Consider the following 19,388-nt stretch of genomic DNA (forward strand, 5'->3'; position numbering starts at 1 on the left):
TGTGAATGATTGACAAGGTGGTCAAGAGTGCCGCGGAGGCCGTGGCCGATATCCCCGATGGGGCGAGCATCGCCGTGGGTGGGTTCGGCCTGTGCGGAATTCCAGAGGCGCTCATCGAAGCCCTCTACGATCAGGGCACGACCGAAATTGAGACCATCAGTAACAACTGCGGCGTCGATGGCTGGGGGCTGGGTCGGTTGCTCGCAGACCACCGCATCCGGCGCACCGTGAGTTCGTACGTGGGGGAGAACAAGGAGTTCGCCCGCCAGTATCTCTCGGGCGAGCTTGAGGTGGAACTGACACCGCAGGGAACGCTCGCAGAAAAGCTCCGCGCAGGCGGCGCGGGGATCCCGGCGTTCTTCACCCCCGCCGGGGTGGGCACTCAGGTGAGCGAGGGGGGCCTGCCGCAGCGTTACCACCCCGACGGCACTGTGGCCAAGGCCTCAGAGCCCAAGGAGGTGCGCCGGTTCGACGGGGCCGATTACGTGATGGAACGCTCCGTAACGCCGGACTTCGCCCTCGTGCACGCGCTCAAGGGTGACCGCTACGGCAACCTCGTGTTCCACGCCGCCGCGGCGAACTTCAACCCGCTCGCCGCCATGGCGGGCAGGATCACGATCGCCCAGGTGGAGCAACTCGTCGAACCCGGCGAACTGAACCCTGAGAACATCCACACCCCCGGAATCTTCGTGCAGCGGGTCGTGGTCGTCGGAGAGGTCGAGAAACGCATCGAACGCCGAACCGTGTCACCCGACCCAGTGAAGGGAACCGAATGAGCCTCACCAGGGAAGAGCTCGCGGCGCGCGTCGCCCTCGAGCTCGAGAACGGCCAGTATGTCAATCTCGGCATTGGAATGCCCACCCTGATTCCGAACTACATCCCGGACGACATCGAGGTGGTTCTGCATTCCGAGAACGGCATACTCGGCGTCGGCCCGTACCCGACCGAGGCGAACATCGACCCCGACCTGATCAACGCGGGCAAGGAAACCGTCACGGTGAACACCGGGGCGGCCTTCTTCGACTCGGCGGCCTCCTTCGGTATGGTGCGCGGCGGCCACGTGGACGTGGCCGTGCTCGGCGCCATGGAGGTCGCCGCCAACGGCGACCTGGCCAACTGGATGATTCCCGGCAAGATGGTCAAGGGCATGGGCGGGGCCATGGACCTCGTCTTCGGCGCCAAGCGTCTCATCGTGATGATGGAACACATCGACAAACACGGCACTCCCAAGATCGTGCAGGACTGCAGCCTGCCGCTCACCGGGCGGGGCTGCGTCAACCTGATCGTCACCGACCTCGCCGTGATCGAGGTCACTCCGGAGGGGCTCGTGCTGCGCGAGACGGCACCCGGAGTAACCGTCGACGAGGTCGTCGCCGCGACCGGTGCCGCGTTGCGCGTCGACCTCAACCCTGTTCATAGCGACACAATCGAGGTCATCCGATGAAAGACGACCGCCCCACCGTTGAACAGCGAGGGCTGTTCTTCGAGGAATTCGACCTCGACGTGCGCTACCTGCACCGCCCGGGCCGCACGGCCACCGAGGCCGACAACGTGATGTTCACGACGATGACCATGAACACGCAGGGACTCCACCTCGACGCGGCCTGGGCCGCCACCCAGCCGTTCGGCGAACGCCTGATGAACTCGATGTGGACGCTATCCACGATGGTGGGTTCCTCCGTCGCTCAGCTCACGCAGGGCACGATCGTGGCGAACCTCGGATTCGCGGAGGTGACCTTCCCTCATCCGCTACACCACGGCGACACTCTGTACTCGGAAACCGTCGTGACGAGCAAGCGGCTGTCAAGTTCGCGTCCTGGCCAGGGCATCATCACGCTCACCCACACCGGGCGCAATCAGTACAAGGACGTGGTCGGCACAGCCGTACGCACCGTCATGGTGTGGTGCAAGGAGGCCAGACCATGACGTTCCAGCTGGGCCCGGCACTGCTCTTCTGCCCGGCCGACAGGCCGGAGCGCTACGAGAAGGCAGCCGCGCGCGCCGACGAGGTCATTCTCGACCTCGAAGATGCCGTGGCCCCGGGTGCGAAGGCCGACGCTCGGATCGCGCTGCTCAAGCATCCGCTTGACCCTGAGCGCACGATCGTGCGCGTCAACCCTGTCGGCACCGCCGACTTCGCCCTCGACCTCGCCGCCCTCGAGGCCACGGACTACCGCTTTGTGATTGCAGCGAAGGCCGAGACGGCCACCGAGATGGCGGCCCTGTCGTCGTACAGGGTGGTCGCACTCTGCGAAACGGCCGCCGGCATCCAGGCTGCGGGGCTGCTGGCCGCCGCGCCGAACGTCGTCGCGCTCATGTGGGGCGCCGAAGACCTCATCGCCTCCCTCGGCGGCTCCTCGAGCCGTTTCGCCGACGGGCGCTACCGCGATGTGGCTCGCCACGCCCGCTCCACGGTGCTGCTCGCCGCCGGGTCACGCGGAAAGGCCGCGATCGACTCCGTCTACCTCGACATTCCCGACACAGCCGGGCTCGCGCTCGAAGCCGAAGACGCCGTGGCGAGTGGATTCCGCGCCACCGCCTGCATCCACCCCAGCCAGGTCGACGTCATCCGCACCGCCTACCGGCCCACAGCGGATGCCGTGGCCCAGGCCCGCGCGCTGCTGGCCGCCGCGGTCGGCGAGCGTGGCGTCTTCCAATTCGAGGGCCGCATGATCGACGGTCCCGTGCTGCGCCATGCCGAGGCTGTGCTCCGTCGCGCCGGCGGCTGACCCTGCCTCCGCCGGTCGAGGCGCGAGGAAGGAGCGATCGAGACTAAGCGGCGGCCTCGGCGAGCGTCTTCTCGATCGCGGCCACTATTTCCTTCGACTGCGGCTCGACGGTTGAGGCGAAGCGGTCGACGATCTGCCCATCCGAGTTCACCAGGAACTTTTCGAAGTTCCACTTTACGAGCCCGGGCAGGATGCCGGTCTTGAACTTGGTCAGCTGAGCGTAGAGCGGGTGTTGGTCCTTGCCGCGTACATCCACCTTCGTGGTCATCGGGAAGGTCACGCCATAGTTCATGTCGCAGAATTCAGCGATATCGCTCTCGGTGCCGGGTTCCTGGCCCATGAACTGGTTGCTCGGCATGCCGAGGATCACGAGGCCGTCCGTCGCGTACTGCTTGTACAGCGCCTCGAGGCCCGCGTACTGCGGGGTGAAGCCGCACTTCGAGGCCACGTTGACCACGAGCACGGTCTTGCCGCGGAAGTCGCCGAATGTGGTCTCTGTGCCGTCGATGAGGGTGAGGGGAATCTCGTAGAGCGAAGGAGTGTCCATGAGGCGATGCTAGCGCTGTGCGCTCTGAGCGGGCTGCGTGCGGGCTGTGCGCCCCGTCGCCGACCTGTGCGGCGGCTGTGTAGATGCTGTCCACGCGCACATTGTCCAACAATATGCGCACGCATGAAGTACTCTCGTAACATACCCGGAATTGATTGAGGCGGATTTTCAGCCCGCAGTTCCGGACCGCGCGGCGCAGCGCAGACTTCCCGCCGAACGGGCCCACCCGAGTATGAACAGCACCTGTGTTATCTCTGTCGCCTGGCCCTTGTTCGGCTTTCGCAGAACACAAGGAGCACCATGAATTCCTACGTATCACACACGACCCGTCACTTCGATGAAACCACCGGTTATGTCAGCCTCGACGGCCGCCGCGCAGGCGTCGGCACCGGCTACGTCACCCACCAGGGCCAGAAGGAGCAGGTGGGCGGCTACGTGTCGTCAACTGGCAAGGCCTCAGGACGCCGCGCGGCCTGACTCGCAGACGCAGTATCAGGAGGGTCCCGCCGGTTGGCGGGGCCCTCCTCTGTGTGTGTCCGGTGCGAGGGTTTCCCCGGCCCCGGTACACTGGAAGAGCTAGTGGCACAACGCACGCACTTCGTGCCCGCCATTTTTATGACTCAGGCCAGGCATCCGGTTGGCGTTTCGTTGAAGTCCGTGCGGCCCAGGCCGCTGAGCTTCCCGGTATAAAACCCCTGTACTTCTGCGTCTCCTCACGCTGAGACCTGCACCACGCATACATAGAAAAGAGTTTCATGAGTACCCACGACCTTGACCTGTCCGCCCCGCCGGCCCTGCCCCCGCGCGGCCTGCGCATCATTCCGCTCGGCGGACTGGGCGAAATCGGTCGCAACATGACCGTCTTCGAGCACAAGGGCAAGCTGCTCATCATCGACTGCGGCGTTCTCTTCCCTGAAGACAACCAGCCCGGCATCAACGTGATCCTGCCCGACTTCACGATTCTGCGCGACCGCCTGCAGGACATCGAGGCCATCGTGCTCACCCACGGCCACGAAGACCACATCGGCGCGGTTCCCTACCTCCTCAAGGAGCGCGGGGACATCCCCGTGATCGGCGCCAAGCTCACCCTGGCGTTCCTCGCGGCCAAGCTGCAGGAGCACCGCCTCAGTCAGAACTTCATCGAGGTCAAGGAGGGCGAACGCCGCACCGTCGGTGCCTTCGACCTCGAGTTCATCGCGGTGAACCACTCCATCCCCGACGGCCTCGCTATCGCGGTACGCACCGAAGCGGGCCTCCTGCTCCACACCGGCGACTTCAAGATGGACCAGTTCCCCCTCGACAAGCGCCTCACCGACCTTGGCGCCTTCGCTCGCCTGGCCGAAGAGGGCGTCGACCTGTTCCTCACGGACTCGACCAACGCCGAGGTTCCCGGATTCACCACCGCAGAGAAGGACATCGGACCGGCGATCGACACTGTGTTCCGAACCTCCCCGCGCCGCATCATCGTGTCGAGCTTCGCGAGCCACGTGCACCGCATCCAGCAGGTCATCGACGCCGCAGTGAAGCACAACCGCAAGGTGGCCTTCGTCGGCCGCTCCATGGTGCGCAACATGGGCATCGCCACCGAGCTGGGCTACCTCAAGGTTCCCAAGGGCCTGATTGTGGACATGAAGGCGCTCGAGCGCATGAAGGACGACAAGGTCGTTCTCGTCTGCACGGGTTCGCAGGGTGAGCCCATGGCCGCCCTGTCTCGCATGGCCAACCGTGAGCACATCATCAAGATCGGCGAGGGCGACACCGTTCTGCTTGCGAGCTCGCTGATCCCCGGAAACGAAAACTCCATCTACAGGGTCATCAACGGCCTGACCCGCTGGGGTGCCAACGTCGTGCACAAGGGCAACGCCAAGGTGCACGTCTCCGGCCACGCGAGCGCCGGCGAACTCGTCTACTGCTATAACATCGTCAAGCCCACCAACGTCATGCCCGTGCACGGCGAATGGCGCCACCTCAAGGCCAACGCCGAGCTCGCAGTGCAGACCGGTGTCGAGGACGACCGCGTTCTCATCGTCGAGGATGGCGTTGTCGTGGACCTCATCGACGGTCGCGCGTCGATCACCGGCCGGGTCCAGGCCGACTACGTGTTCGTTGACGGCATGACCGTCGGTGGCGCTTCCGAAGCTGCCATGGAAGACCGTCGTCGCCTCGCGGAAGACGGCACGATCACCATCCTCGGAATCCTGAACGCCAAGACCGGCCTGCTCTCCGAGCCTGTCGAGTTCCTCGCGCGCGGCTTCGTGCACGACGACGAGTGGGTTCGCGGCGCAACCAAGGTCATCGACGAAGCGATGAAGGTTGCCAACCGGGTGAAGACCGTCAACGGCGCAGAGCTGGAAGACCTCTTCACCTCATCGGTGAGCCGGTGGATGCAGCGCAAGTACCGCCGCAGCCCGCTGATCACCTCTGTGGTTGTCGACGCCTAAACGTCACCCGCACGAAAAGCCGGCCGGCCCCTCGGGGCACGGCCGGCTTTTTTCGTTCTGAAACGGATGCCGCCTCACATAACTCCTGCAGATTCTGGGCCGGCCGAAACTCGACCCCGGAATCACGCGGGAGTCCGGCTAGGCCGTCCCGATTTGCAGGAGTTATGCGTCGGGAAGCGGGCGTGAGGACTAGCGGAAATCGTCTACCGTGGCGTTCGCGATGTCCACGAGCACGAGGTCGGGGTTCTCCCGGTGGATCGCCTGCAGGCGCCACGGCGTGCTGAACAGCGCGAGCAGGGTGCCGTCCGAACGGGTGAAGACCTCGACCTGGCGCATCGGGGCCAGCAGCAGTGCGCTCGCCTTGTCGGTGCGCCGAGCCACCTGGTATGGCAACGCTTCCATGCGAATGTCGGCGTGGAAGTCGTGAATCATGCGGTCCTCGACCACCTCGAACTGCATCGGGCCCACGGCGCCGAGCACGGGTGCCTGCTCTCCGCGCACCTCGGAGCGCATCACCTGGATGACGCCCTCGTGGTCGAGCTGTTCGATGCCGCGGCGGAATTGTTTGTGTTTGCTGCTGTCCACGGGGCGGATGGCCCTGAAGTGCTCCGGCGAGAACAGGGGGAGCGGCGGGTATTCCACCGGTTCGTCCTCGAAGATCGAGTCGCCCACGCGCAGCGCGGAGGCGTTCACGAGGCCCACGATGTCGCCGGGCCACGCCTGGTCGATCACGGTGCGCTCCCGGCCGAAGAGCTGCTGGGCGTACTTCGTGGCGAAAGGCCGGCCGGTAGCGGCGTGGGTCACGATCATGCCGCGGCGGAATTCCCCCGAGCACACCCGCACGTAGGCAACGTGGTCGCGGTGCGCGGTGTTCATGCCCGACTGCACTTTGAACACGAAGCCCGAGAAAGCGGATGTCACGGGGCGCGGCACCCCGGCAATGTCAGGACGGGCCTCGGCCGGGGGAGCAAACTCCACGAGAGTGTCGAGGAGCTGCTGCACGCCGAAGTTCGCCACCGCGGCGCAGAACAGCACAGGGGTCGTGTCGCCGGCGAGGAAGAGCTCGGAATCGTGGTTCTGGCCCTCGGCGTCGAGCAGCTCGGACTCGTCAGTCGCGTTCGTCCACGCCACACCCTCTTCGGCTGCGGCATCCGCTGCGCTCAAACGAGTGGAGACGGCGGCGGTCGCGCTGCCGGGCGTGCGGGTGAACCGTAGGAAGTCCCCGGACCGGCGGTCCATCACTCCGCGCAGGTCGCCGGCCTCGCCGACCGGCCAGTTCAGCGGGGTGGGCAGCAGGCCGGTGCGGTTCTGGATCTCGTCCATCAGGGCGAGAGCGGATGCCCCGGGCCGGTCCCACTTGTTGATCACGGTGATCACGGGCAGGCCGCGCTGTCTGCACACCGCGAAGAGTTTCATCGTCTGCGGCTCGAGGCCCTTGTTCGCGTCGACGAGCATCACGGCGGCGTCGACGGCCGAGAGCACTCGGAAGGTGTCTTCGGAGAAGTCCGCGTGCCCGGGGGTGTCGACGAGGTTGATGACGGCGTGGTCGTACTCGAACTGGATCGCTGCGCTCGTGACGGAAATGCCACGGGCCTTCTCCATCTCCATCCAGTCCGACACGGTGCCGCCGCGGCCGGCCTTTCCGTGCACGGCGCCAGCGTGCGTGATCGCGCGGGCGTGCAGCAGCAGGGCCTCTGTCAGCGTCGACTTGCCCGCGTCAGGGTGGGAAATCACCGCAAAGGTACGTCGACGGCGTGCCTCGACGGGCACGTTGATGTTGGACACTTCGGCGAGTTGAGTCATGAATGCTTTCCGGCGAATGATTCGGCAGGCCAAAAGTGGGCCCTACATCGGCTTCCGCACGAATTCGCTCTCCCCCCTACCCTAACTGCCGTCCATGGCTGCAGGCCCCGACGCGGCCCCCTCTATAAGAGGTAGGGGCGTGCCATTGTGTTTTTCTTGCACCTTTTTTGGCGCAACCTGTCGCGTCGTCGCGGTGGAACGGCATGATCGGGTTAGTGTCTCCTCCAAGAGTGAGGAGACGCGGATGTCTCGATTGGCCGTTCTACGCCCTGCACACCCCACCGGCGCCCACGCGATCCTGCCCGGAAGCCCCCACCGGCCGCCCGCGGCCCGGCCGGCGCCCTTCATCGGGCCCGCCCTCGACAGTGATGTGGGCTGCGCGCCGTGCAGACGCACGATCGCCGACACGGAGCTGTCCGTGCATCCGCTCGCCCTCGGCTGCAGCGCGTTCGGTTGGTCTGTCGACGACGCAACGAGTCGACAGATTCTCGACGTGCACCGTTCCCTGGGCGGAAACTTCCTCGACACCGCCGACAGCTACTCGGCCGGCCGTAGCGAGATCATGATCGGCTCGTGGCTGCGCAGCCGCGGGGAGCGGGAGAACACTGTCATCGCAACGAAGATCGGGCGCAACCGCGACAATCCTGGCCTTAGCCCGCGAAACATCATCGGCGCCGTCGACGCTTCGCTCGAGCGCCTCGGAACGGACTACATCGACCTGCTCTATTTTCACTTCGACGACGTGCGAGTGCCGCTGGAGGAAAGCCTCGGGGTGATGGCAACGCTCATCGAAAGCGGCAAGGTGCGCTACCTTGGAGCCTCGAATTTCTCTGCGGACCGGCTCTTCGAAGCGAGGGTTCTCGCCGCCAATGGCCTGCCTCGCTTCGTGGCCCTTGAGACGCACTACAACCTCGTGCACCGAGAAGAATTCGAATCAACCCTCGCCCTCGTCACGCAGGCGCAGGGACTCGCGGTCATGCCCTATTTTCCGCTCGCCCACGGGTTTCTCTCCGGCCGCTACCGCAGCAAAGCGGATATCGCCGACAACACTCGCGGTCGTCGTGCGGCCGCGTATGTCAACCGCAAGAGCCTGCGGGTACTCGGAAGCGTCGATCGGATCGCGGCCGAGCACGACGTGCCGCCGAGCACGATCGCGCTCGCGTGGCTTCTCGCCCGCCACGGTGTGGTGGCACCTGTTGCCGGTGCGAGCCAAACCGAGCAGGTCGAGGCTCTCGTGGCGGCCGCAGGCATCCGCTTGGGGAGAAGCGACGTGGTCGAACTCGACCGCGTTTCGCTCTGACGCGACCCGCGGTTAGCCGGCGGCCTCGTCCAGCACGCGCTGCACGGCGCGCAGCAGGGCGGTGTGTGCGCCTATGGGGTCCCCGAGGTTGGCGCCGGCGAAGGCCCCGTCACGGGCGAGGAAGAAGTCATCGGCTGCGTCTCCCGGGCGGGCGTGTCCCATGCCGCGGAAGAGGTCTTCCACGGCGGTGCCGTACCACTCGCGGTGGGCGGTGACGGCCTGGCGCACCGGGTGGTTAGGGTCGGCGAACTGCGCGGCGGCGTTGATGAAGGGGCAGCCGTGAAAACCCTGGCGGGTGACCTGGGTGGAGATCTCGGCGACGATGCCGCGCAGGCGCTGCTCAGGAGTGTCGAAGCGTGTGTCGACCGCCGCCAGAAACTCGCGGGCGATCCGGTCCCGGCCCTGCAGGTAGACCACGATGAGGGCGTCCTTCGAGCGGTAGTACTTGTAGAACGTGGCCTTGGTTACCTTGGACTCGCTGATGATGCGGTCGACGCCCACCGTATGCACACCCTCGGCGTAGAAGAGCCGGTCCGCCGTCGCGAGAATGCGTACCTTTGCGTGGGTTGCGGGTCGTGCCACCGTGTCTGTCAGCTGAACCATCCGGTCAACTCCTTCGTGCTGTCGGGCCAGGGATGAGGTAGCGGGTGTGGGGACTGGGGCAGACCCGCACCACGCATGCAGACTGTAGCACAGACTAGACAGACTTGTCTGTCGGCATTCGGGGGTGGTTTGCCGTAAAGGGCCGCCGTGGCGGGAGGCAGGGCGGGTCGGCGCCTGACGTAAGCTGGGTTCGATATGAACGGTGCTGTTGAATTTCCCCTGGACGTACCCGAACTCTCATTTCTGGCGGCCGGTGACGCTCTCGTGCGGCGCACGGTGCTCCCCAGCGGAGTGAGAATCCTCAGTGAGCGGGTGCCTGGCAGCCGCAGCGTCACCATCGGCTACTGGGTGGCGGTGGGCTCTCGCGACGAACTGCCGGGCCACTTCGGTTCCACGCACTTCCTCGAACACCTGTTGTTCAAGGGCACGCCCTCGCGCACGGCCTTCGACATCGCCATTTCCTTCGATGAGGTCGGCGGCGAGCACAATGCCATGACCGCCAAGGAATACACCTGCTACTACGCCAAAGTTCAAGACCGGGACCTGCCGATGGCCGTGGAGGTGCTCACCGACATGCTCACGTCATCCCGCCTCGACCCCGTCGAGTTTGAGACCGAGCGCGGAGTCATCCTCGAGGAACTGGCGATGGCCGACGACGACCCGTCCGACGTCGCCAACGAACGCTTCTTTGAAGCCGTGCTCGGCGAACATCCGCTCGGTCGTCCCATTGGCGGCAATGCCGACACCATCCGCGCGGCCACGCGTTCCGCCGTCAACGAGCACTACGAGGCAAATTATCGCCCGCAGGACCTCGTGGTGACCGTGGCTGGCGCGGTCGACCACGACACGCTCGTGGCCGACGTCGTGAGCGCTCTGGCCCGGGCCGGCTGGGACCTGGGTCTGGCCGCCGTGCCCGTCGGCCGCCGGGCAGGCAAGGCCGCGACCATTACGCAGGGCAAGCCCGTGACAATCGTGCACCGTCCGCTGGAGCAGGCGAACCTGCTCATCGGCATGCCGGGCCTGCTTGCGACCGACGACCGCCGGGTCACGATGAGCGTATTGAACTCCATCTTCGGTGGTGGCATGTCGTCCAGGCTTTTCCAGGAGGTACGCGAGAAGCGCGGCCTCGCGTACTCCGTGTACTCCTTCGCGCCAGGGTATTCCGATGCCGGCCTGTTCGGCATGTACGCCGGCTGCTCCCCGGCCAAGGCGGCGCAGGTGGCCGAGCTCATGCTCAGCGAGCTGCGCCGGCTCGCCGACGAGGGCGTCACCGCAGACGAGATGCGGCGGGCGGCCGGCCAGCTGTCCGGCGGATCCGCTCTGGCGCTCGAAGACTCCGACACTCGTATGTCGCGCCTGGGCCGGTCGGAAATCACCCTCGGGGAATTCGCCGACCTCGATGAGGCCCTGCGTCGCCTCGCTCTCGTCACGGCCGAGGGTGTGCAGGAGCTCGCCAGGGAGCTGCTGCGCGGCCCGGTGTCGATCGTCGCCGTCGGGGCACTCGACGACGACACGTTCGCGGGCATCATCCCCGTCGACGTCTAATCCATCCCACACTCCCCGTCATTCGTCTGCCGTCACGGTAGGCCGCACGAGACCGAAAGGGCCAACGATGCCCCAGTATCTCTACCTGGTTCGCCACGGCGAGCAGATGGATGCCGAGCACGGCCTGCAGGACGGCCCGCTTTCCCCCCGGGGCAAGCGCCAGGCGCAGCTCATCGCCGAACGCCTCGGCGGCGTGCCCTTCACGAGTGCCTGGCATTCCCCCCTGCAGCGGGCCGCGGAAACTGCCACGATCATTGCCGAACGGCTGCCGGCCCTGGTGTCGGCTCCGTCGCCACTGCTGATGGACTGCATCCCCTCCGGCCGCGCGTCGGAGACCCCTTCTGCCTATGATCCATTCTTCGGATCGGTCACGGAGGAGGAAATCGACGCCGGCCGGGCCCAGATGGAAGACGCCGTCGCCGAGTTCCTGCAGCCGAGGCGCAGCCAGCGGCACGACCTTCTTATCACGCACAACTTCGTGATCGCTTGGTTCGTACGCGAGGTTCTGGGGGCCCCTGACTGGCGCTGGGTCGGCATCAATCAGGCTCATTGCGGCCTCACCGTGCTGCAGCAGAAGCCCGGCCGACCGTGGACGCTCGTGACCCACAACGACCTCGGCCACCTGCCCGTGGAACTGCGCACGGGCCTGCCCGAGCCGCTGCTCTTCTAACGGAGGGCCTCTCAGCCGAGGTTCTTGCCGTACCAGTTCGTGGCGTTGGGATTGTCGTTGTATGCGGGGATGCCCTCATAGCCCGAACTGCGGTACAGGCCGGCGGCGACTTCGAGGCTCGCATTCGTGTCGAGCACAGCCTCCCGCGCGCCAAACAGCCCGGCACGGTGTTCGAGCTCGACGAGCAGCAGGCGGCCCCAGCCGCGTCCACGGGCGCGCGGCTGCACCCACAGATGTTTGACCTCGTAGCGCACAGGGTCGGTGTGAGAGTCGGCGGGGGAGTGCTCGAGGCGACGGATGCCGCCGCAGCCGCACGGATCGGCCGGGTCGCCCAGCAGCAGGAACACGCCGCGTGGCGGTACGAACTGTTCCTCAGACGGAAAAGTGGGCCGATACGTACCCTGGGCGGCGGGGAAAGACAGCTCGCGGTCGGCGAAGTACTCGGTGAGCAGCGCGAGGGCCCGGGGGTCGGAGACCGAAACGTCTGTGAATTCTGGCATGGCTCAAGGCTACGGGGCCGGGCGGGCACCCCTGCGCGGCTTGGTAGATTGGCAGTATGACAACGAGGGTGGCCGTAATCGGCGCAACGGGCAAAATGGGCCGCTTGGTCTGCGGTCTCATCGAGCAGACCGAGGGCTACGAGCTCGTGGCGCGGATGGGTTCGAGTAGCAGCCTCGACGAGATGATCGGGGCGGATGTCGCGGTCGACCTCACCCGCCCGGGCGTCAGCCAGAGCGTGGTCGACTTCGCCATCGACCACGGACTCCGCGTGCTTGTGGGAACGTCGGGGTGGTCGCAGGACCGTATCGGCTCACTCGCCCATCGCCTCGGCGACCGTGACGACGTGGGCGTCGTCATCATTCCCAACTTCTCCATCGGGTCGGTGCTAGCTACAGCGTTCTCCGCTCTCGCCGCCCGGTTCTACGACTCGATCGAGATCGTCGAGGCGCACCAGGCCGGAAAGGTCGACTCGCCCTCCGGCACCGCCGTGCGCACCGCCGAGCTCATCGGCAAGGCCCGCGTCGCACGCGGCCCGGTCTCAGCGCCGCACACCGACCAACGGGCCCGCGGCCAGCAGGTCTCCAACGTTCCCGTGCACAGCCTGCGCCTTGAGGGGCTGCTCGCCCGCCAGGACGTGTTCCTGGGCGGTATCGGCGAAACGCTCACCATCAGCCACAACACTCTCTCGCCGGAGGCGTACACGCAGGGCATTTTGCTCTCGCTCGCAGCCACCCGAGAGGCCCGCGGGGTGACAGTGGGGCTCGACCAGATCGTCGACCTCGGGCTGAGCCTGCCGGGAGCGGCAGCATGAAGGGCCGCATCGCTGTTGGTTTCATGTCCCTGCTGCTCGTGCTTTACCTCGTGCTCATGGGCTGGCGAGCCGTTCTGTTCATCCAAAGCGGAGAGCCCGTCGGGATCGTCATTGGCGTGGCGTTGCTCGTGCTGCCCCTCATTGGCTTCTGGGCGCTCATCCGTGAGATCACGTTCGGCATCCGCTCGGAGCGCCTCGTACGCCTGCTCGAGGCCCAGGGCGGCCTGCCCGTGGATGACCTGCCCCGGCGTCCGAGCGGACGGCCGTTCCGCGAGGCAGCGGATGCGGAGTTTCCCGTGTACCAGGCCGAAGCCGACGCTGAGCCCGAGAACTGGCGCGTCTGGCTGCGTCTGGGCCTCGCCTACGACGCCTCCGGCGATCGCAAGCGCGCCCGAGGCGCGATCCGCCGGGCGATCACGCTCGAGCGCCCCCCCCGCTAGCACCATCCCACGATGGCGCGAAGCGCTAGGTCAGCTCGAGACGTTCGTGCCACGCCCCTCGACAAGGGGGATTGGCGAGGGGCGGGCGGGACGACCTATGGCTGGCGGAGCATCCAGTCGATTGCGGTCGCTGGCGTCGGGTGCATGAAGATGAAACCGTCGTCTGTGAGGCGCTGTGAGCTCACGTTCTGGTCGGCGAGGAGCAGCTGTCGGGCGGCATCCTGAAGCAGCAGCGTGAGCACCTTCTCCGGTACGGGAATCTTGAACGGGCGGTGCAGGGCCCGGGCGAGCAGCCGCATGATCGCGTTCGCGGTGGCCGGCGTGGGACCCACGAGGTTCACAGGGCCGGACAGCTCCGACGTGAGCAGGTGCACAATGGCCGCGGCCTCGTCGTGCAAGCTCACCCAGGCCCAGTGCTGCCGGCCGGTGCCTAGCGGGCCTGAGAGCCCGAGCCGCGTGATGGGTAGCAGGGGCTTGAGGGCGCCCCCCTTGGCGAGCACGAGTCCCGTGCGCAACATGACGACGCGGGTTCCCTCTGGCGCACGGGTGGCCTCGCGTTCCCACGCGACCACGACGTCGGCTAGAAAGTCCGATCCTGCCGTCGCTGCTTCGTCCACACGCTCGCCCGGCCGGTTGCCGTACACGCCCACGGCGGACCCGTTGAGCAAAACCGCCGGTGGGGTCGAGGTGTGGCGCATGGCATCCGTCAGCGTGCGGGTCGCTTGAACCCTGGACCGCAGAATCTCTTGGCGGTGCCGGGGAGTCCACGGCAGGCGCGCCAGTGAGGCCCCGGAGAGGTTGACGACAGCGTCGACGCCGTCGAGGGCCGCCGGATCAAGTGACAGTGCTGCCGGATCCCACTGGATCTCGTGGGGGCCGGTGGGCGCTCGACGGACCAGGCGCACCACGTCGTGGCCGGCGACGCCGAGTTGAAGCGACAACTCGCTGCCGATCAGCCCGGACGCCCCCGAAATCAGTACGCGCATCGGCGGCTAGGCCAATTCGGCTTCGATCGTGATGGGAATACCGGTGAGTGCCTTCGAAATGGGGCAGTTGACCTTGGCGTCCTGCGCGAAGGCCTGGAATTCTTCTTCAGTGAGGCCGGGAATCTTCGCGCTGACGAGCAAGTGGCTGCCGATGACGCCCTTGCCGGCGGCGAACGTGACCGCCGCGGTGGTTTGGATGTTCGTGGGTGTGTGTCCTGCGGTGGCGAGGGCGTTCGCCAGGGCCATGGAGTAGCACGACGCGTGTGCGGCTCCGAGCAGTTCTTCGGGGTTGGTCGTGTTGGCGACGCCTTCGGAGCGCGCCTTCCAGTTCACCGCGAACTCTGCGGTGTGGGAGGAATCGAGCGTGACGGTTCCGCTTCCGGCTGCAAGCGTGCCGGTCCAGACGGTGGTTGCTTCACTGGTGAGCGTCGTGGGCATTGTGTTACCTCCTGAAGGTGGAATTCCACCCTACCCGTCGCGGTCGCCTGCAGCGCAAGTGCTGTCTGGGAAAACCCTGAGCGTGGACCCTACGCGCCGGTCACTTTCGCACGCACCAAAAGCAGGTAGATCTGGCATCCGAGGCAGTAGTCGAACACGGCGTTCAGGAAGGCGGCCACGAAGGCGGCCGCGGCGGCAACCCCCACCGCTTCGGGCACGCCCAGGAGCCCGAGAACGACCCCGACGAGGGTGACGGCCAGCCCGACAGCTTGGGCGAAAGTGGGTGGTGCCGCGTTCTCCAACTCACGGGGTGGTTCGAGCCGTGGGCGCACGAACTTCTTGAACAACACACCGTAGGGGTGGCGACCTGCGCCGGCCAGCGCGCCCCAAGCGAAGAGCGCTGTGATCACGATCAGCAACGCCAGCGCGGCAGTCGATGCCCCGACAAGGGAGAGAAAGACTGTCACGAGCAGAAGAACGGCCGTGATCGCAGCCCCGAATCGCGGACCCCGAGGGTCGATCTCCGGCCGGGCTGTTCGGTCAGACATGGCTGCCCACCAACTCGTCGAGGTGACGGTGGATGTCGGCAGGGACGGGCACGCCGCCGACGCGAGCGCGAACTCGGCCACCGGCGTCGAGGATGAGGGTGGTGGGCGTCTGCATGACCGCGAAACGACTCGCCAGGTCGGCGCGGTGCGACACGTCCACTTCGAGGTGCACCACGCCCGGGCGTTCGCCGGCGGCCGTGGCGAGCAGTCGTTTGGTTCCGGGGCAACGGGCGCACCACGGGGTGGAAAACTGCACGAGGGTCGCCTGGGTGCCGAACGGCACCTGGCTCCCGACATCCGTTGCCGTGATTACGTCTCCGGCAACCAGGGAAACCCGGCCCTGGCGGCTGCGCCAGGTAAGGCCGAGCGCGGTCGCGACGGCGACGAGGCCCAGCAGGAGGGCGAGCGCGACGAGAGGATCCATGCCGTAACTTTACGCGGGGCGAACCCCGTTCGAGGCACTGTGACGACACGTTACGTCGCCGCGCGTGAAATGCCAGACTACAATTCAGACCGTGCCTGAAATCGAATTCCGTTCCGAAATGACCGTCGAGTTGGTGCGTTCGAGCGCCCACGATTCCGACGTGTTGTTTGCCGCCCGCGTGTCCACCCTCGGAGAGCAGACCCTCGAAACGAGCCAGCTCGACGGCGCGGAGACCGAGGCGGACGAGAAGCGCAGCAGCGGCCTCATCAACTACCTCATGCGCGACCGTCACGGGTCGCCGTTCGAGCACAACTCCATGACGTTCTACGTGCGCGCCCCCATCTTCGTGTTCCGGGAATTCATGCGTCACCGCATCGCCTCCTACAACGAGGAATCGGGTCGCTACCGGGAGCTCAACCCGGTGTTCTACGTTCCCTCCAACGAGCGAAACCTCGTGCAGGTCGGCAAGGCAGGCGCCTACGACTTCCTGCCCGGCACCGCGGAGCAGACCGCCCTCGTGCAGCAGCAGACCCGCGCGGCCGCCGTGCACTCCTACGAGGCCTACCAGCGGATGCTCGAGGCCGGCGTCGCCCGTGAGGTCGCGCGCATCGTGCTTCCGCTCAACATCTATTCCTCGATGTACGTCACCCTCAACGCCCGGTCGCTCATGAACTTCCTCAGCCTGCGCACCAAGCGTGAGGGGTCGGTCTTCCCGTCCTTCCCGCAGCGCGAGATCGAAATGTGCGCGGAGCAAATGGAGAATCACTTCGCCGAGCTGATGCCCCTCACCTACGCCGCGTTCAACAAGAACGGCCGTGTCGCGCCGTAACGTGGTTTCACAGGGGGCCGGCGGGCGCTGGCAGGCGCTAGCCTGTATTTCGTGAGCTCTTCAACGAATCCCTTTGGCCAGGTGCTAGTCGCCCTCGTCACCCCTTTCACGTTCGACGGCGAAGTGGACTGGGCCGGGGTGGAGAAGCACATCGATGATGTGATCAACGCCGGCGCCGACGGCATCGTGGTCACCGGAACCACTGGAGAGACCAGCACCCTCACCGACCCAGAGAAGATCCGGCTCGTCGAGGTGGGCAAGTCAGTGGCGGCCGGGCGCGCCAAGATCATCACGGGTGGTGGGTCCAATGAGACGGCCCACGCCATGCAGCTCGCGCGCCAGAGCGAGAAGGCCGGCGCCGACGGCAACATGATCGTCACGCCGTACTACAACAAGCCCACACAGGCGGGCATCCTCACCCATTTCCGCATGATCGCTGACGCCACAGACCTTCCGGTGATCCTCTACGACATCCCCGGACGCACCGGCGTGCCGATCGCCTACGAGACGATCCTGCGTGCCGCCAAGCACCCCAACATCCTGGCCGTCAAGGACGCCAAGGGCGACTTCGCCCAGGTCAGCCGGGTGCTCAACCAGACCGACCTGATGTATTTCTCCGGCGACGACGTAAACGTGCTGCCGCACCTGTCGATCGGCGCGACCGGCCTCATCGGCGTCACCGGCAACATCACAGCCACGCCGTATCGCCAGATGGTGGACGCGGTCAACGCGGGGGACTTGAAGACGGCGACCGCTGCCCACATGCAGTTGGAGCCGCTCGTGCGTGCCGTGATGACCCACGTTCCCGGCACCGTCGCGGTCAAGTACATCCTGCACGGGCTGCGCCGCATCGGCAGTCCCCGTGTGCGCCTGCCGCTGGTGGGGCCCGAGGAATCCGAGGCCGCGCAGATCGAAGCTGAACTGGACCTCGTGAAAAACATTCCCGGAGTAGACTTCAGCAACTTTCGCCCCGATCGAAATGCGGCTGCCGGAGGCTCGTTGCCCAAGGTCGCCGGCACCACGCGGTAGGCGCGAGCCACAGCGTGTGAGAAGGAGGGACCGTGCCGAAGGTCATTCGTACCCCACCGGAACTTCCGCCTGGCACCCTGCGCGTGACTCCCATCGGGGGTCTGGGCGAAATCGGCCGAAACATGACGTGTTTCGAGTTCGAGGGCAAGATCCTGATTGTGGACTGCGGGGTGCTGTTCCCCGAGGAACGCCAGCCGGGCGTCGACTTGATCCTTCCCGATTTCAGCCCGATCGTGAACCGACTCGACGATGTCGTGGGCGTGATGCTCACGCACGGACACGAGGACCACATCGGGGCCGTGCCCTATCTGCTGAGACTTCGGGCAGACATCCCCGTGATCGGGTCGCGGCTCACGCTTGCGCTTACGCAGGCGAAACTCCAGGAACACGGCATTGTGCCGGTGACCATTCTGGTCGCCGAGGGCGACCACGAACAGGTCGGGCCGTTCGCCCTCGAATTCATTTCCGTGAACCACTCCATTCCGGATTCGCTTGCCGTGGCCATCACGACTCCCGGTGGCACCGTGTTGCACACGGGAGATTTCAAGCTGGATCAGCTGCCGCTCGACGGCCGGCTCACCGACCTCGCGGAGTTCGGCCGGCTCGGGCGGGAAGGCATCGACCTGCTGCTCGTTGACTCCACGAACGCGGACGTTCCGGGTTTCACCCCGCACGAACGCGCCATCCGCCCGGTGCTGGACCACGTGATCCGTCGGGCGCCGCGTCGAGTCATCGTGGCGAGCTTCTCCAGTCATGTGCACCGTGTGCAGCAGGTGCTTGATTCTGCCGGCGACAACGGTCGGCGGGTGACCTTTCTGGGGCGGTCGATGGTACGCAATATGGGGATCGCCATCCGACTGGGCTATCTGCACCCCCCGGAGGGCGTGCTCGTCGACTTCAAACGCTCCGGCGGCATTCCCGGCAACGAGATGGTCTACATGACGACAGGGTCTCAGGGCGAGCCGATGGCCGTTTTGAGCCGGATGGTCAGCCGGGAGCACGAGATTGTCGTCGGACCCGGGGACACCGTCATCATGGCGTCCAGCCTCATTCCGGGCAACGAGAGCGCGATTTACCGCATCATCGACGGGCTGACCAAACTCGGTGCGCATGTCGTGCACAAGGGAAATGCTCTAGTGCACGTGTCCGGGCACGCGTCGGCCGGATCGTTGCTCTTCGTCTACAACATCGCAAAACCCCGCAATGTGTTGCCCGTGCACGGCGAATTCAGGCACCTGTCCGCCAACGCGGAGCTCGCAATTGAGACGGGTGTTCCGGCCGAGAATGTGTTCATCGGGGAAGACGGCATTGTGCTGGACATTCGAAATGGCCGCGTGACTCAGGTCGGCCAGCTCGACATCGGGTACGTCTTCGTGGACGGCTCGACCGTGGGCGAGATCACAGAGGCCGATCTGAAAGACCGCCGTATCCTCGCCCAGGAGGGCTTCATCTCGGTGATCGTCGTCGTGGAGGTCGCCACCGGGGTCGTGCTCGTGGGGCCGGAGATCCACGCCAAGGGCTTCGCCGAGGACGACTCGGTCTTCGACGAGGTGAAGCCCCTGATCATCGCGGCCCTGGCCGAAGCCGCCCGCAATGATGTGCGCGACATGCACGCGCTGTCACAGATCGTGCGCCGCGTCGTCGGGCGATGGGTCAGCTCCACCTTCCACCGCCAGCCGATGATCGTTCCCCTCGTCATCGAGGCCTGAATCACGGGCGGCCGCCGTGGCCCCTGTCGGGGGAC

Annotated in this window: 22 protein-coding genes; 14 read left to right on the forward strand and 8 right to left on the reverse strand. The window is 66.0% G+C overall.

The annotated features are described in order from the left end of the window. Positions 1-5 precede the first annotated feature (5 nt). Genes BJ997_RS04300 through BJ997_RS04315 form a run of 4 tightly spaced genes read left to right on the forward strand, consistent with a single transcriptional unit; the run spans position 6 to position 2,729 of the window. On the forward strand, positions 6-776 hold the full coding sequence (locus BJ997_RS04300) for a CoA transferase subunit A (RefSeq protein ID WP_035836426.1): 771 nt from the start codon (positions 6-8) through the stop codon (positions 774-776). Next, positions 773-1,444 carry a CoA transferase subunit B gene (locus tag BJ997_RS04305; RefSeq protein ID WP_035836427.1) on the forward strand — a complete coding sequence of 224 codons (672 nt, stop codon included), beginning with the start codon at positions 773-775 and terminating at the stop codon, positions 1,442-1,444. Before BJ997_RS04300 ends, BJ997_RS04305 begins: the two co-directional genes overlap by 4 nt. Then, positions 1,441-1,926 (forward strand): MaoC family dehydratase, encoded by a 486-nt coding sequence (locus tag BJ997_RS04310; RefSeq protein ID WP_035836428.1) that lies wholly within the window; start codon positions 1,441-1,443, stop codon positions 1,924-1,926. Before BJ997_RS04305 ends, BJ997_RS04310 begins: the two co-directional genes overlap by 4 nt. Continuing rightward, positions 1,923-2,729, forward strand: a complete 807-nt coding sequence (locus BJ997_RS04315) for an HpcH/HpaI aldolase/citrate lyase family protein (RefSeq protein ID WP_035836429.1) — start codon at positions 1,923-1,925, stop codon at positions 2,727-2,729. Before BJ997_RS04310 ends, BJ997_RS04315 begins: the two co-directional genes overlap by 4 nt. Before the next feature lie 43 nt (positions 2,730-2,772). On the opposite strand, the gene BJ997_RS04320 is transcribed toward BJ997_RS04315, so the two are convergent. After that, complete coding sequence (locus tag BJ997_RS04320) at positions 2,773-3,276, reverse strand: glutathione peroxidase (protein ID WP_035836431.1); 504 nt, start codon at positions 3,274-3,276, stop codon at positions 2,773-2,775. 300 nt (positions 3,277-3,576) lie between these two features. Between BJ997_RS04320 and BJ997_RS04325 the strand changes: the two genes are divergently transcribed. Further along, positions 3,577-3,753, forward strand: coding sequence for a hypothetical protein (locus tag BJ997_RS04325; protein ID WP_160175864.1), 177 nt, complete (start codon positions 3,577-3,579; stop codon positions 3,751-3,753). A gap of 278 nt (positions 3,754-4,031) precedes the next feature. Beyond that, positions 4,032-5,717, forward strand: coding sequence for a ribonuclease J (locus BJ997_RS04330; RefSeq protein ID WP_035836432.1), 1,686 nt, complete (start codon positions 4,032-4,034; stop codon positions 5,715-5,717). Between the two features lie 189 nt (positions 5,718-5,906). Here the strand turns inward: BJ997_RS04330 and BJ997_RS04335 are convergent, their stop codons facing one another. Then, complete coding sequence (locus tag BJ997_RS04335; RefSeq protein ID WP_052542189.1) at positions 5,907-7,520, reverse strand: peptide chain release factor 3; 1,614 nt, start codon at positions 7,518-7,520, stop codon at positions 5,907-5,909. A 244-nt stretch (positions 7,521-7,764) separates the two neighbouring features. Here BJ997_RS04335 and BJ997_RS04340 point away from each other — a divergent pair, with 244 nt between their 5' ends. After that, positions 7,765-8,820, forward strand: a complete 1,056-nt coding sequence (locus BJ997_RS04340) for an aldo/keto reductase (RefSeq protein WP_084141183.1) — start codon at positions 7,765-7,767, stop codon at positions 8,818-8,820. Positions 8,821-8,832: 12 nt separating this feature from the next. Here BJ997_RS04340 and BJ997_RS04345 read toward each other — a convergent pair whose 3' ends face one another. After that, complete coding sequence (locus BJ997_RS04345) at positions 8,833-9,423, reverse strand: TetR/AcrR family transcriptional regulator (RefSeq protein ID WP_035836433.1); 591 nt, start codon at positions 9,421-9,423, stop codon at positions 8,833-8,835. 195 nt (positions 9,424-9,618) lie between these two features. On the opposite strand from BJ997_RS04345, the gene BJ997_RS04350 reads away from it, so the two are divergent. Further along, positions 9,619-10,968 carry a M16 family metallopeptidase gene (locus BJ997_RS04350; protein ID WP_035836434.1) on the forward strand — a complete coding sequence of 450 codons (1,350 nt, stop codon included), beginning with the start codon at positions 9,619-9,621 and terminating at the stop codon, positions 10,966-10,968. Positions 10,969-11,035: 67 nt separating this feature from the next. After that, a complete protein-coding gene (locus BJ997_RS04355) occupies positions 11,036-11,638 on the forward strand; it encodes a histidine phosphatase family protein (RefSeq protein ID WP_035836435.1) in 603 nt (200 codons plus the stop codon). Between the two features lie 11 nt (positions 11,639-11,649). Here the strand turns inward: BJ997_RS04355 and BJ997_RS04360 are convergent, their stop codons facing one another. Next, on the reverse strand, positions 11,650-12,138 hold the full coding sequence (locus BJ997_RS04360) for a GNAT family N-acetyltransferase (protein WP_035836436.1): 489 nt from the start codon (positions 12,136-12,138) through the stop codon (positions 11,650-11,652). A gap of 56 nt (positions 12,139-12,194) precedes the next feature. Here BJ997_RS04360 and dapB point away from each other — a divergent pair, with 56 nt between their 5' ends. Together dapB and BJ997_RS04370 are read left to right on the forward strand one after the other, a co-directional pair. Then, positions 12,195-12,950, forward strand: a complete 756-nt coding sequence (dapB, locus tag BJ997_RS04365) for a 4-hydroxy-tetrahydrodipicolinate reductase (RefSeq protein ID WP_035836437.1) — start codon at positions 12,195-12,197, stop codon at positions 12,948-12,950. Continuing rightward, entirely contained in the window at positions 12,947-13,390 is a 444-nt protein-coding gene (locus tag BJ997_RS04370; RefSeq protein WP_035836438.1) for a tetratricopeptide repeat protein, read from the forward strand. Before dapB ends, BJ997_RS04370 begins: the two co-directional genes overlap by 4 nt. Before the next feature lie 95 nt (positions 13,391-13,485). Here BJ997_RS04370 and BJ997_RS04375 read toward each other — a convergent pair whose 3' ends face one another. From BJ997_RS04375 to BJ997_RS04390, 4 genes are all read right to left on the reverse strand, one after another. After that, positions 13,486-14,376 carry a TIGR01777 family oxidoreductase gene (locus BJ997_RS04375; RefSeq protein WP_035836440.1) on the reverse strand — a complete coding sequence of 297 codons (891 nt, stop codon included), beginning with the start codon at positions 14,374-14,376 and terminating at the stop codon, positions 13,486-13,488. 6 nt (positions 14,377-14,382) lie between these two features. After that, positions 14,383-14,814 carry an OsmC family peroxiredoxin gene (locus BJ997_RS04380; RefSeq protein ID WP_035836441.1) on the reverse strand — a complete coding sequence of 144 codons (432 nt, stop codon included), beginning with the start codon at positions 14,812-14,814 and terminating at the stop codon, positions 14,383-14,385. Between the two features lie 89 nt (positions 14,815-14,903). Further along, a complete protein-coding gene (locus BJ997_RS04385) occupies positions 14,904-15,362 on the reverse strand; it encodes a DUF4395 domain-containing protein (protein ID WP_035836442.1) in 459 nt (152 codons plus the stop codon). Then, the gene (locus tag BJ997_RS04390; protein ID WP_035836443.1) at positions 15,355-15,786 is read right to left on the reverse strand and encodes a TlpA family protein disulfide reductase; all 432 of its coding nucleotides are present in this window, start codon (positions 15,784-15,786) and stop codon (positions 15,355-15,357) included. Before BJ997_RS04390 ends, BJ997_RS04385 begins: the two co-directional genes overlap by 8 nt. Positions 15,787-15,904: 118 nt before the next feature. Between BJ997_RS04390 and thyX the strand changes: the two genes are divergently transcribed. The 3 genes from thyX to BJ997_RS04405 all read left to right on the forward strand — a co-directional run bounded on the left by thyX (position 15,905) and on the right by BJ997_RS04405 (position 19,353). After that, positions 15,905-16,615: an FAD-dependent thymidylate synthase gene (gene thyX, locus BJ997_RS04395; RefSeq protein ID WP_052542196.1), complete on the forward strand. Its 711-nt coding sequence runs from the start codon at positions 15,905-15,907 to the stop codon at positions 16,613-16,615. A gap of 51 nt (positions 16,616-16,666) precedes the next feature. Then, positions 16,667-17,644: a 4-hydroxy-tetrahydrodipicolinate synthase gene (dapA, locus tag BJ997_RS04400; RefSeq protein ID WP_035836445.1), complete on the forward strand. Its 978-nt coding sequence runs from the start codon at positions 16,667-16,669 to the stop codon at positions 17,642-17,644. A gap of 83 nt (positions 17,645-17,727) precedes the next feature. Further along, positions 17,728-19,353: a ribonuclease J gene (locus BJ997_RS04405; RefSeq protein WP_420827194.1), complete on the forward strand. Its 1,626-nt coding sequence runs from the start codon at positions 17,728-17,730 to the stop codon at positions 19,351-19,353. Positions 19,354-19,388 lie beyond the last annotated feature (35 nt).

Source organism: Cryobacterium roopkundense (genome assembly GCF_014200405.1).
In the GTDB taxonomy this organism is placed as follows: Bacteria; Actinomycetota; Actinomycetes; order Actinomycetales; family Microbacteriaceae; genus Cryobacterium; species Cryobacterium roopkundense.

Excerpts from the sequence above, each read along its gene's own strand:
- BJ997_RS04300 (WP_035836426.1), top strand. The coding sequence starts at position 6 with ATGATTGACAAGGTGGTCAAGAGTGCCGCGGAGGCCGTGGCCGATATC.
- BJ997_RS04305 (WP_035836427.1), top strand. The coding sequence starts at position 773 with ATGAGCCTCACCAGGGAAGAGCTCGCGGCGCGCGTCGCCCTCGAGCTC.
- BJ997_RS04310 (WP_035836428.1), top strand. The coding sequence starts at position 1,441 with ATGAAAGACGACCGCCCCACCGTTGAACAGCGAGGGCTGTTCTTCGAG.
- BJ997_RS04315 (WP_035836429.1), top strand. The coding sequence starts at position 1,923 with ATGACGTTCCAGCTGGGCCCGGCACTGCTCTTCTGCCCGGCCGACAGG.
- BJ997_RS04320 (WP_035836431.1), bottom strand. The coding sequence starts at position 3,276 with ATGGACACTCCTTCGCTCTACGAGATTCCCCTCACCCTCATCGACGGC.
- BJ997_RS04325 (WP_160175864.1), top strand. The coding sequence starts at position 3,577 with ATGAATTCCTACGTATCACACACGACCCGTCACTTCGATGAAACCACC.
- BJ997_RS04330 (WP_035836432.1), top strand. The coding sequence starts at position 4,032 with ATGAGTACCCACGACCTTGACCTGTCCGCCCCGCCGGCCCTGCCCCCG.
- BJ997_RS04335 (WP_052542189.1), bottom strand. The coding sequence starts at position 7,520 with ATGACTCAACTCGCCGAAGTGTCCAACATCAACGTGCCCGTCGAGGCA.
- BJ997_RS04340 (WP_084141183.1), top strand. The coding sequence starts at position 7,765 with ATGTCTCGATTGGCCGTTCTACGCCCTGCACACCCCACCGGCGCCCAC.
- BJ997_RS04345 (WP_035836433.1), bottom strand. The coding sequence starts at position 9,423 with ATGGTTCAGCTGACAGACACGGTGGCACGACCCGCAACCCACGCAAAG.
- BJ997_RS04350 (WP_035836434.1), top strand. The coding sequence starts at position 9,619 with ATGAACGGTGCTGTTGAATTTCCCCTGGACGTACCCGAACTCTCATTT.
- BJ997_RS04355 (WP_035836435.1), top strand. The coding sequence starts at position 11,036 with ATGCCCCAGTATCTCTACCTGGTTCGCCACGGCGAGCAGATGGATGCC.
- BJ997_RS04360 (WP_035836436.1), bottom strand. The coding sequence starts at position 12,138 with ATGCCAGAATTCACAGACGTTTCGGTCTCCGACCCCCGGGCCCTCGCG.
- dapB (WP_035836437.1), top strand. The coding sequence starts at position 12,195 with ATGACAACGAGGGTGGCCGTAATCGGCGCAACGGGCAAAATGGGCCGC.
- BJ997_RS04370 (WP_035836438.1), top strand. The coding sequence starts at position 12,947 with ATGAAGGGCCGCATCGCTGTTGGTTTCATGTCCCTGCTGCTCGTGCTT.
- BJ997_RS04375 (WP_035836440.1), bottom strand. The coding sequence starts at position 14,376 with ATGCGCGTACTGATTTCGGGGGCGTCCGGGCTGATCGGCAGCGAGTTG.
- BJ997_RS04380 (WP_035836441.1), bottom strand. The coding sequence starts at position 14,814 with ATGCCCACGACGCTCACCAGTGAAGCAACCACCGTCTGGACCGGCACG.
- BJ997_RS04385 (WP_035836442.1), bottom strand. The coding sequence starts at position 15,362 with ATGTCTGACCGAACAGCCCGGCCGGAGATCGACCCTCGGGGTCCGCGA.
- BJ997_RS04390 (WP_035836443.1), bottom strand. The coding sequence starts at position 15,786 with ATGGATCCTCTCGTCGCGCTCGCCCTCCTGCTGGGCCTCGTCGCCGTC.
- thyX (WP_052542196.1), top strand. The coding sequence starts at position 15,905 with ATGACCGTCGAGTTGGTGCGTTCGAGCGCCCACGATTCCGACGTGTTG.